At 51.4% G+C, this 10,286-nt stretch carries 12 protein-coding genes; 11 read left to right on the top strand and 1 reads right to left on the bottom strand.

Translation table 11 applies throughout. The annotated features are described in order from the left end of the window. Positions 1–31 precede the first annotated feature (31 nt). From EJQ19_RS09930 to trpB, 7 genes are all read left to right on the top strand, one after another. Positions 32–472: an SRPBCC family protein gene (locus EJQ19_RS09930; protein ID WP_164716435.1), complete on the top strand. Its 441-nt coding sequence runs from the start codon at positions 32–34 to the stop codon at positions 470–472. Continuing rightward, a complete protein-coding gene (locus EJQ19_RS09925; RefSeq protein WP_126141048.1) occupies positions 465–938 on the top strand; it encodes an EVE domain-containing protein in 474 nt (157 codons plus the stop codon). Before EJQ19_RS09930 ends, EJQ19_RS09925 begins: the two co-directional genes overlap by 8 nt. Next, complete coding sequence (locus EJQ19_RS09920; RefSeq protein WP_206438394.1) at positions 919–1,362, top strand: MarR family winged helix-turn-helix transcriptional regulator; 444 nt, start codon at positions 919–921, stop codon at positions 1,360–1,362. The genes EJQ19_RS09925 and EJQ19_RS09920 overlap by 20 nt, the downstream gene beginning before the upstream one ends. 104 nt (positions 1,363–1,466) lie before the next feature. After that, positions 1,467–1,814, top strand: a complete 348-nt coding sequence (locus EJQ19_RS09915) for a YciI family protein (protein WP_126141046.1) — start codon at positions 1,467–1,469, stop codon at positions 1,812–1,814. Position 1,815: 1 nt separating this feature from the next. Next, positions 1,816–2,580, top strand: coding sequence for an RNA polymerase sigma factor (locus EJQ19_RS32490; protein ID WP_241242821.1), 765 nt, complete (start codon positions 1,816–1,818; stop codon positions 2,578–2,580). Continuing rightward, positions 2,555–3,034 carry an RNA polymerase sigma factor gene (locus tag EJQ19_RS32485; RefSeq protein WP_241242820.1) on the top strand — a complete coding sequence of 160 codons (480 nt, stop codon included), beginning with the start codon at positions 2,555–2,557 and terminating at the stop codon, positions 3,032–3,034. Before EJQ19_RS32490 ends, EJQ19_RS32485 begins: the two co-directional genes overlap by 26 nt. A gap of 141 nt (positions 3,035–3,175) precedes the next feature. Beyond that, complete coding sequence (gene trpB / locus EJQ19_RS09900; RefSeq protein WP_126141045.1) at positions 3,176–4,336, top strand: tryptophan synthase subunit beta; 1,161 nt, start codon at positions 3,176–3,178, stop codon at positions 4,334–4,336. Positions 4,337–4,489: 153 nt separating this feature from the next. Here the strand turns inward: trpB and EJQ19_RS09895 are convergent, their stop codons facing one another. Then, entirely contained in the window at positions 4,490–5,134 is a 645-nt protein-coding gene (locus EJQ19_RS09895; protein ID WP_126141044.1) for a TetR/AcrR family transcriptional regulator, read from the bottom strand. 145 nt (positions 5,135–5,279) lie between these two features. Here EJQ19_RS09895 and EJQ19_RS09890 point away from each other — a divergent pair, with 145 nt between their 5' ends. From EJQ19_RS09890 to EJQ19_RS09875, 4 genes are all read left to right on the top strand, one after another. Then, positions 5,280–6,716, top strand: coding sequence for an MDR family MFS transporter (locus EJQ19_RS09890; protein ID WP_126141043.1), 1,437 nt, complete (start codon positions 5,280–5,282; stop codon positions 6,714–6,716). A 223-nt stretch (positions 6,717–6,939) separates the two neighbouring features. Then, positions 6,940–7,635, top strand: coding sequence for a response regulator transcription factor (locus tag EJQ19_RS09885; RefSeq protein ID WP_126141042.1), 696 nt, complete (start codon positions 6,940–6,942; stop codon positions 7,633–7,635). After that, complete coding sequence (locus tag EJQ19_RS09880; protein WP_126141041.1) at positions 7,620–8,729, top strand: HAMP domain-containing sensor histidine kinase; 1,110 nt, start codon at positions 7,620–7,622, stop codon at positions 8,727–8,729. Before EJQ19_RS09885 ends, EJQ19_RS09880 begins: the two co-directional genes overlap by 16 nt. 47 nt (positions 8,730–8,776) lie before the next feature. Continuing rightward, positions 8,777–10,231 carry a serine hydrolase domain-containing protein gene (locus tag EJQ19_RS09875; protein ID WP_126141040.1) on the top strand — a complete coding sequence of 485 codons (1,455 nt, stop codon included), beginning with the start codon at positions 8,777–8,779 and terminating at the stop codon, positions 10,229–10,231. Positions 10,232–10,286: the final 55 nt, after the last annotated feature.

Below are 10,286 nucleotides of genomic sequence, written 5' to 3'. Positions count from 1 at the left end.
ATGTGTAAATACTAAATGAGGAGAGATCGAGATGTGGCAATTTGAGCATACCCTTACGACGAAGGCTAAGGCGGAGACAATTTGGGGGCTATATAGTGATATTACGACTTGGACAACATGGGATAAAGGGATCGTGGGTGCCTCGCTGGAGGGGGCGTTCGTCCAGGGTACGAGGGGATTCCTGCAGCCGGAGGGCCAAGAGCCTCTTCCTTTTGAGCTAACAGAAGTCAGCCCCTTGCATGGATTCTCGGACATAACCGATATTCCGGCTGCGGGCATTCAGGTCCATTTTACGCACCTTTTGGTGGCGTCGGATGGTAAGACGAAGATTACCCACAAAGTAACGATCACGGGACCGAACGCAGAGCAGTTAGGGCCCAAATTCGGGGCTCACATGGTAGAAGGCATCCCCCTTACGATGGAGAGCCTTGCTGCTCTGGCACTGGAGAAGGAGCGTGGCCAAGGTGAATGAACAGTCAGAACAATCCCGCCGATATTGGATTGGTGTCGTCTCCGCTTCTCATGTGTCCAGAGGCGTAGAGGGTGGGTTCGCTCAGCTTTGTCATGGGAAGGCAGCTCCCCTTAAACGAATGAAAGCCGGGGATTGGCTGATTTATTACTCGCCTCGCACTGATATGAGGAACGGGGATCCCCTGCAGGCCTTTACAGCGATAGGGCAGGTACAGGATGATAGCGTATATGAATACCACATGTCCGATTCGTTCATACCATTTCGCCGTAATATTCGCTATACTGACTGTAAAGAAACGAAGATCAGCTCGCTGCTGGGTCAACTTAGCTTCACGCGCGGCGAGAAAAATTGGGGCTACCGGTTTCGGTTCGGCCACTTTGAGATCTCGGAGCAAGACTTTCGTGTCATAGCGGATGCCATGTTGAACAATGCGGAGGGAAAGGCATATGAGCTCGGAATTCAATGAAGCAGAGGAAAGTCCCGGATTTATGCTGTGGCAGGTCACGAACCTATGGCAAAAGGCGATACGGAATGCATTGGAACCATTTGAATTGACCCATCCGCAATTCGTGCTCCTTTTCTCTTGCAAGTGGCTCAATGAACACAACGATCACACGGGAATTACTCAGGTTCAATTAGCCCAGCATGCGCAGATGGACGTTAATGTCACATCGCAGGTGCTGAGGACACTGGAGAAGAAAGGCTACATCGAGCGTCGGCCTCATCCGACGGATTCCAGAGCGAACATTATTTCCGTCACGAAGGCGGGAGACGCGGCTGCTTCGCAGGCCGTTAAGGCTGTAGAAACGGAGGACAGGGCCTTTTTCTCCGGGCTTGGTCACGAGATTAAGGACATGAACCGACTTCTACGGCAGCTTGCGAGGCGATAGTCGTTGACAAAAAAAGTTTTTTTTACAATGTAGAAATCCGAACTTCCCATACGACATTATATCGAAACCCAAATCCACTATGTTTTTGCGAGAGGAGTTTTTGTATGAGTTATACGTTGATGTTCTATGAGAGCCAGGAGGACTTTGCGGCAAGAATGGATCCAGCAAGGCAGCAACATTATTTGGCAGGCTGGACGCACTACGTACATGCTTTGCGGGAGTCGGGCATAGTCGTGTTCGGGTCGGGTCTCCATGCTCCTGAGACAGCTGCAACGATGAAGCGGCGCGGCGGTGAGATGGTTGTCCAGGACGGACCGTTCCCGGAGACGAAAGAGCAGCTTGGCGGAATCTTCGTGCTTGATGTTCCTGACCTAGAGACGGCGCTGGAGTGGGCTGCGAGAGGTCCTGTCGATACGGTAGAAGTCAGACAGAACATTCCTGCGTTGAAGTAATATGGAAGCCCATCAACTTATTGAACAGACAGCTCGCGATGCTTACGGCCGGCTGCTCTCCTATTTGGCTGTGCATTGGCGCGATTTACAGGCGGTCGAGGATGCCATTGGGGACGCTTTTCTCGCTGCGCTAGAAGCGTGGCCCAAGACAGGCATTCCGGATAAGCCTGAAGCCTGGCTGCTTACTGCCGCCCGCAGGCGCCTGATCGATCGTGCACGCCGTACCCGTGTTTCCGAAAGTGCGCTGCCAACACTCATTGCCATGTCCGAGGATACGGAGCGTCTGGCTTCCTCAAGCGCTGCTTTTCCGGATGAACGATTGCGGATGATGTTGCTTTGTACGCATCCGGCCATTGATCCTGCGATGCGTACTCCGCTGATGCTGCAGACGGTGCTTGGCATCGATGCCGCTCGAATCGCGTCCGCCTTCATCGTTAAGCCGTCCACCATGGGCCAACGTCTTACTCGGGTAAAAGCAAAAATTCGTGCTGAACGCATCACTTTTGAAATGCCCGATGCTGAGGAGATCCCGGATCGGCTTGATTCCGTCCTGGAGGCCATTTATGCGGCTTACGGGAGCGGGTGGGACGAGGCCGCGATGGCCGATTCGCCCCGCAGGAGCTTGGCGGAGGAAGCGATCTATCTGGGAAGGCTGCTTCACCAATTCACCCCTCGCGAACCAGAGGTGAACGGTCTGTTGGCGCTCATGCTGCACTGTGAAGCGCGACGCGGGGCTCGGCATGATGAACTATATTCCCCTCTCTGAGCAGGATTGTGCACGGTGGGAACAACGTTTGATTTTGGAGGCTGAACGTCATTTACATATCGCCTCACAAGCCAAAGGGATGGGCCGTTTTCAACTCATGGCCGCGATCCAATCGGTGCATGCACAGCGATTATGGACAGGGCGTACGGAGTGGGAGGGGATTGCGCAGCTATACGAGGGCCTCACGCGGATGTACCCCACGCTGGGCGGCTTAGTCGGTCGCGCCGCCGCAGTGGCGGAAGCTTATGGATCGGAACGCGGCCTTGCATGTCTAGAAGCGATTCCATCTGCAGAGGTAGTGAGCTATCAGCCCTATTGGGCGCTTGCCGGTCATTTGTACAAGCGGATGCAACGCCAAGAAGAAGCCCAATCGGCTTATAGCCGCGCCATTGGATTAAGTACAGATGCGTCGATTCGGCGATTTCTAAGCCGCCAAGCAGTTTGCGGAAAATGACGCACCCCCTTGCTGTAAGAAGGCGACCGAATTTGCAAAGGTTTTTCGTTGAAGATTTGAAAGCCTTACGCTTGCGGGAATTTATGGTAAGATGATAAGTGGAGCACCGTTTCTTATTTTAATTATTGGAGGCGCTTACTTATGGATCAACCATTGCAGCAAGAGGGGTACTTTGGAGAGTTTGGCGGCAGCTTCGTCCCGCCGGAATTGCAGGAAGTGTTGCATTATTTGAGTGAGCAATTTTACAAGTTTAGGGATGATCCAGCGTTTAAGGAAGAGCTTCGCTATTACCTAAGCGAATATGTTGGCCGCGAGAATCCGCTGACGTATGCAGAGCGGCTGACCAAAGCTTGGGGAGGGCCCAAAATATATTTAAAACGCGAGGATTTGAATCATACAGGGGCGCATAAGATCAACAATGCGATTGGCCAGATTCTGCTTGCAAAGCGGATGGGGGCTAAGCGGATTATCGCGGAGACCGGTGCCGGACAGCATGGTGTTGCTACCGCAACGGCTTGCGCGATGTTTAATATGGAATGCGTCATCTATATGGGGGCTGAAGATACGCGGCGGCAGGCGCTTAACGTGTTTCGGATGGAGTTGCTCGGCGCGAAGGTGGTACCGGTCAACAAGGGCCAAGGCCGTCTCAAGGACGCGGTAGATGAGGCGCTGGGCGATCTCGTTCAGAACTACCAGAATACGTTCTATCTGCTCGGTTCTGCTGTTGGTCCGCATCCGTTTCCGACAATGGTCAAGCACTTCCAAGCCATTATTAGCGAAGAATCGAAGCGGCAAATTGTTGAAAAGGAAGGCCGTTTGCCAGATGCGGTCGTGGCCTGCGCTGGTGGTGGCAGCAATGCGATTGGTGCCTTCGCCCACTACATTGACGAGCCGACCGTCCGATTGATCGGCGTTGAACCGGACCAGGCGCCTTCTTTAACCCAAGGTGTTCCGAGCATTATCCATGGCTTCAAATGTTTGGTGCTGCTGGACGAGGATGGGCAGCCGAAGAAAACATATTCGATTGCCGCGGGACTCGACTATCCGGGCATCGGGCCAGAGCACAGCCACCTGAAGGTGTCAGGCCGGGCCGAATATGCAACGGTCACCAATGAGGAAGTGCTGGAAGCTTTTCAGGAGCTGTCTCGCACAGAGGGGATTATTCCTGCTCTAGAGAGCGCACACGCAGTTGCCTACGCGAAAAAGCTGGCGCCGACAATGGGGCAAGATCAGATTATCATCGTTAATCTGTCCGGCCGCGGGGATAAGGATGTCGAGCAAGTGTATCAAATGCTGAAATAAAACCATAGAAGCATCACCTAGTACACCAAACACATTCATGCACGGCAAGAAGGGCGTCCGATGGGCGTCTTTTTTCATTTTCCGCGCATTCATGCATTCACAGCATGAAGGATCAGCCGAGCTCCGGGAGTATCGCTGCCAAGCCGTCTTCGTTCAACTGTCAGTGTTTAGCTTCTGCACGAGAGGCAGGAAGATAACGTCCACGATCTCGATAACCGCTTCATCGGTCAGCGGCGTGTGCGTCGTGAGCAGCTCAAGCCGTACCAAGTCAATGGGAAGGGTAATGACGCGTTCCGCCAGTTCGGCGAGCTTCACCTCGCCGCGCCGCTCGGCGTTGCGCAAGATGTTCATCATAGCCTTGGAGAGTGGATCTTCGGATCTCGGCGGCAGTGTCATGTTGGCATGAAGCTCGTCCCCATGGAATTCTACCATTAGACCGTGGATGGTTTCAGCGCCGATCATTTGCATCGGTTTAATGAAGCCAGCCAGAAAAGTAAGCACGTCTTCTCTCAGGCTGCCCGTATCGGGGGCTTCGAAGGATGGCTTGGGTGCATGCTTCATCAGAGCGGCGACGATCAATTTCGCCTTATTGGGCCACCGTCGATAGACGGCGGTCTTATTGGTCTTCGCCCTTCCGGCGACAGCCTCCATCGTCAGCCGGGAATAGCCGGTCTCGGCCAATTCTTCCCACGCGGCGGAAAGGATCGCATTTTCCAGCACGTCGCCACGTCTTCGCGATCCGCTCGTTTGTTGTTGTTCCTCGCTATGCTGCTTGCGATTGTGCGATTGTTCCGTCATATCGGTTCCTTCTCCCGCGATTTATTTCCGTTGGTCCATTCCGTCATGTAAATAGTATATTGCATTTTCACGAGAAAGGTAATATGATTGTATTCAAATAAGGTACGGTACGTACCGTACCTAATGAATGGAGAGGTGGAGTACCATGGCGAAAAGCCAAGCGGAGGCAATCAAGCTTCCCAAAGAAAAAATCGATCCCAACGTTTTGAAAGTCGCACTTATTCTTGTTTTCGGCGCTATCGCGTCTCAGTTGGATTCAACAATGGTCAATGTGGCAATCAATACGCTCGCATCAGACTTGCACAGCACGGTGTCGGCCATTCAATGGGTAATTACGGGTTATGTCCTGACGATGGGGCTGGCCGTCCCGGTTTCGGGTTGGGCCATTCAGCGGTTTGGCGGAAAGAACGTATATATCTTCTCCCTATGGGTTTTTCTGATATCTTCCGTTCTCTGTTCCCTCGCGTGGGACACGGGCAGCCTGATCGGCTTCCGGTTGATTCAGGGCGTCGGCGCGGGATTGCTCATCCCGACGATGCAAAATGTCCTTGTTCAATCCGCTGGCGGGCGAAATCTCGGAAGGTTAGTTGCGATCATTAGTATTCCGGCGCTGCTCGGGCCGATTCTCGGCCCGGTCATCGGCGGTCTGATCATGGATAACATGAGTTGGCGCTGGATCTTTTATGTGAATATTCCGATTATGCTGGTCGCCCTCTGGCTGTCTTGGAAGCACATTCCGAGGGACGAACCTTCCCAAAGCAAACCGAGACTTGATACGATCGGTCTCCTTCTATTGTCTCCTGCGTTCGCAGTTCTGATTTATGGCATCTCGAAGATCGGCTCGCAAGGCGGACTCTTTTCGGCGGGAGTGCTCGTGCCGCTGACAGCCGGAATTGTCCTGTTAGCCGCGTATATCATGTATGCTTTGCGTACGAGCCAAACGCCGCTGCTGGATTTGCATTTATTCCGCTCCCGGCATTTCATGGCGTCGAACGTCACTTTGTTCCTTTCGGGCATGGTGATGAATGGAGCGCTTCTGCTGCTCCCGCTTTATTACGAGCAGGTCCGCGGCGAGAGCGTGCTGATGACCGGTCTTCTTTTGATCCCTCAAGGGGTAGGGATGTTGATAACACGCAATTGGATCGGGGGCTTGGCGGACCGGATGGGCGCTCGAAGTATTGTGCTCGTCAGTCTGGTCGTGACGCTGGCAGCGAGCATTCCATTTGCCTTTGCGGGGACGGATACGAATTATTTCTGGTTGAGTGCAGCGCAGCTTGTGCGGGGGGCGGCGTTAAATGGTATCCTGATTCCGATTATGGTGTCCGCGTATGAAGGATTAAGGAAGGAACAGATTCCGCATGCCAGCATCTCGACGCGGATCTTCCAGACAATCGGAGGCGCCTTCGGCTCAGCTGTCTTGGCGACCGTCATCGGACAACAAGTGGCAAGGGGTACGGCAGCGAGCCTAACCGCATTAGCCCATGCGTATCAAGTTGCTTTTTGGTGGTCGGTCGGGTTTGCGGCTATTTCATTTATTCCCGCGATGTTTATGTCTAGTCGGAGAAAAGAAAGAGAACTTTGAAACTAACCAAGAACAGAAGATAGTATTTGTTTCAACACCTCCGTCCGGATTATAATACGGATATGAACGAAACGCGCTCGGCTTGAGATAGCTTTCTCTTAGGGAAACAGCAGCAGGGGCATCCCGATTGGATGCCCTTTTTTGTTTAGTTTCCGATTATTCACGAGCAAAATTTTTTACCGCGCGCCTTCGGGGTGGGACGGTTGCAAGGGGGAACAATTCAATGGAGAAGCCATGGGAGCCTAAGGCTAAGATTCTGATCGTAGACGACGAGCTTGATCTCCGCAAGCTGCTTGCCGATTTCTTTGAATTGCAGGGCTATGTCGTCATGACGGCAAAAAACGGTCATGAGGCGCTGCGGCAAGTCGAAAAGCATCCGGACCTCATTTTGCTTGACATCAACATGCCGGAGATGGATGGTCTTGAATTATGCGCGAAAATCAGGAGCTTTATCTCCTGCCCAATTTTGTTTCTAACCGCCCGTGTGGAGGACGCGGATAAAATCTCGGGTTTTCGGGCGGGCGGGGACGATTATATTCAAAAACCGTTTAGCATTCATGAATTAGGAGCCAGGGTAGAGGCTCATTTGCGCCGGGAAATACGGAGCCAGCATAAAACGTCGATCAAGTTTTCCGAAGAGTTGGCGATTGATTTTTCAGCTCGTGCACTGTACTTCCGCGGCGAACGAATCCCCTTGGCCAAAAAAGAATTCGATATTGTTGAGCTGTTGTCTACACATCCTGGGATGGTGTTCGATAAAGAACGCATTTTCGAGAAAATATGGGGAATGGATGATGAGGGAGATAGTGCCGTCATCGTAGAGCACGTCAGGCGAATTCGTTACAAATTGAAAGAGCATGGCTGTGAAGACAGGATTGAGACGGTCTGGGGGGTAGGTTACAGATGGCGCAAATCATGACCTGGTTAAGACTAGAGCGAATGAGCTTGCTCCAGTCTTTCATCTTTTTATGCAGTCTTACGCTAATCGGGGTTTTATCCGTTATTGTAGTGGAGTTCCAAGGGGCCGAGAGCCTACGCCAGCATTATGACGGAGATTCAACCGTAAACGGCTGGATTCTACCTTCACTTGTCGCGTTGGTCCTCTTAACCGTTGCCGTCGGGATCGTCCTTATGGCCAGCCTTTTTTATCGTTGGAAGCTAAGAAAACCGCTGGATATCTTGATGAAGGCTTCCGAAAAAATCTCCTCGAACGACTTGGGATTTCGGATTTCGTATGAAAGTAAGGATGAACTGGGCGAGTTATGCCGTGTATTTGAAATTATGCGCGCGCAGTTGGAGATGAACTATAAAACATTATGGCGATCGGTTGAGGAACGCAAACAACTGAATGCTATTTTTGCGCATGACTTGAGAACCCCTCTGTCTGTTCTGAAAGGAAATTTCGAGTTTCTGACCACCTTTCTCCCCCAAAACAAGATCACGCAGGAAAAGCTCCTGGACGTAATTCAGACAATGAACGTACATATCGTGCGTCTTGAACACTATACGGAAGCGATGAGTTCCATTCAGAAGCTAGAGGACATCCCGGTTCGCAGCAGCATGATGGAAACGGAACAGCTCATGGCCTTACTGAACGAGAGCGCACGCCAAATCATCCGGCAATCCGGTAAATCTTTCAACACGTCGATTACCGCAGATTCGAACAGAATAGCCGTCGATAGCCATTTGGTGCTGCAAGTCTTTGAGAACATAACGGCCAACGCGGCGCGCTTTGCTGCCAACCATGTGAATATTAAGTATTGTATTGACAAGGGTTATCTTTCAATCACGGTTACGGAGGATGGCCCTGGCTTCTCGAAGGTGGGGCTCCGCAAGGCGATGCTGCCTTTTTATCGCGGGGAGGTATCGCATGCAAACGAACATCGTGGACTCGGACTCTATATTTGCAAAATCCTGTGCGAGAAGCATGAGGGGAGTCTGGACATCGACAACGTTCCCGGCGGCGGCGGGCAGGTAACCGCAAGTTTTTTGACGGGGTTGATAAATCGTTGATAATTATCGCTTAGTATTTCCTTATCAAAAGATGAGGAGTGCTGAACATGTTCACCATACTTAAAAAAATAGGGTTGAGCTTGGGCTGCTTGTTGTTGCCGCTGATCGCCTTTATGGCTGAGCCCACATTCGCTTTGGGCGTTGAAATCCAAAACAAAGCTGACATTCAGCAGAAGCTTGACGATTACGTAACAAAGACGATGAAAGCCAATCATATCAAGGGCGCGGCGCTTGCGATCGCCAAGAATGATGAGGTTTTCTATGCGCAAGGTTTCGGAGCCCAGTCCGATGGCCGCGTGATAAACGGCAGTACCCCCTTCCCCATTGCTTCTCTAAGCAAGTCGTTTACGGCGTTGGCCGTTCTGCAGCTAGCGGAGCAAGGATTAATCGATCTTGACGCGCCATACGCGTCCTATTTTCCCGATTTGTCGGCTAAAGACGAACGTGTTCGCCATGTGACGATCCGAAACTTACTCAATCAGACCAGCGGTCTAAATGATAACGTGAATCCAGACATGACAAGATCCCCTCAATACCAATCATTGCAAGAAATTAATCAATCGCTGAATACGGTTAAGCTTGCTCATGATCCCGGAACTGCTTATAGCTATCACAATCCGAATTATGAATATTTGGCTCTGCTGGTGGAGCATGTCAGCGGTCAGAATTTCGCCGATTACCTGGCAAGTCGAGTATTTAAGCCTTTAGGCATGAATCAAACCTACAATGTCAGTTCTACACAGCAATTCAAGGATGATTCCGCTATTCCGCAGGGACATTATCTTCTGTTTGGGCGCTCTATCCGTCAAGCGGAACCATCTTGGTTTATTAATGGTCCCGCCGGTATCGTCTCTACGGCCGAAGATATGGCGAAATGGATGCTTGCCCAATATAGCGGTCGTCTGCTTTCCCCGGAACTGCTGGAACAATACCATCAAGCCGGGCAGATGAGCCCGTATGGCATGGGCTGGCTTGCCGGCAATGATGAACAAGAGGGCCGCACGATTTCCCATAGCGGAATTTTCTGGACGTATAAGTCGGAAGAGACGATCTATTTGGATCAGCAGTTGGGGATTACGATGTTGTTTAATTCAGGTTTAAACGCATTTGTTGACTATTCGGCATTTATTGACGGGATAGCAAGCATTATGCACGGCCAAGACCCCGGCGCCTCTAACCTGAACGGCAGAAATCTGGAAATCGCCATGGGTTTCTTGACCATCGTCACGTTAATCTGGGGCATCTATAGATTTATTCGTCTAGGGACAAACAAGGGCAGCATCACGACGGGAAAATGGATTCTCTCAACGGTTGGAAGAATAATTCCGGTTGCTATTCTCTTGTTTTTGCCGTCATTAGCTGCATGGATTGGTGCCGGGCGGGTAGTGCCCTGGTTTGGACTTTGGACCACCATGCCATCTCTGATCATATGGCTTGCCGTAGTATCGCTCATAAATATAGCGAATGTGGTACGCCGGTTCACGATAATAAGGCGAGTTTAGGGTGTAACGGGCAATTTTTTTATGGTGTATATTTATGGTAAAGTAGGTCTAAGCT

Origin of the sequence: Paenibacillus whitsoniae (assembly GCF_003955665.1) — a bacterium.
GTDB classification, from domain to species: Bacteria; Bacillota; Bacilli; order Paenibacillales; family NBRC-103111; genus Paenibacillus_E; species Paenibacillus_E whitsoniae.
Note: the sequence above shows the minus strand (reverse complement) of the source record. Positions and strands in the feature narration are given on the sequence as shown.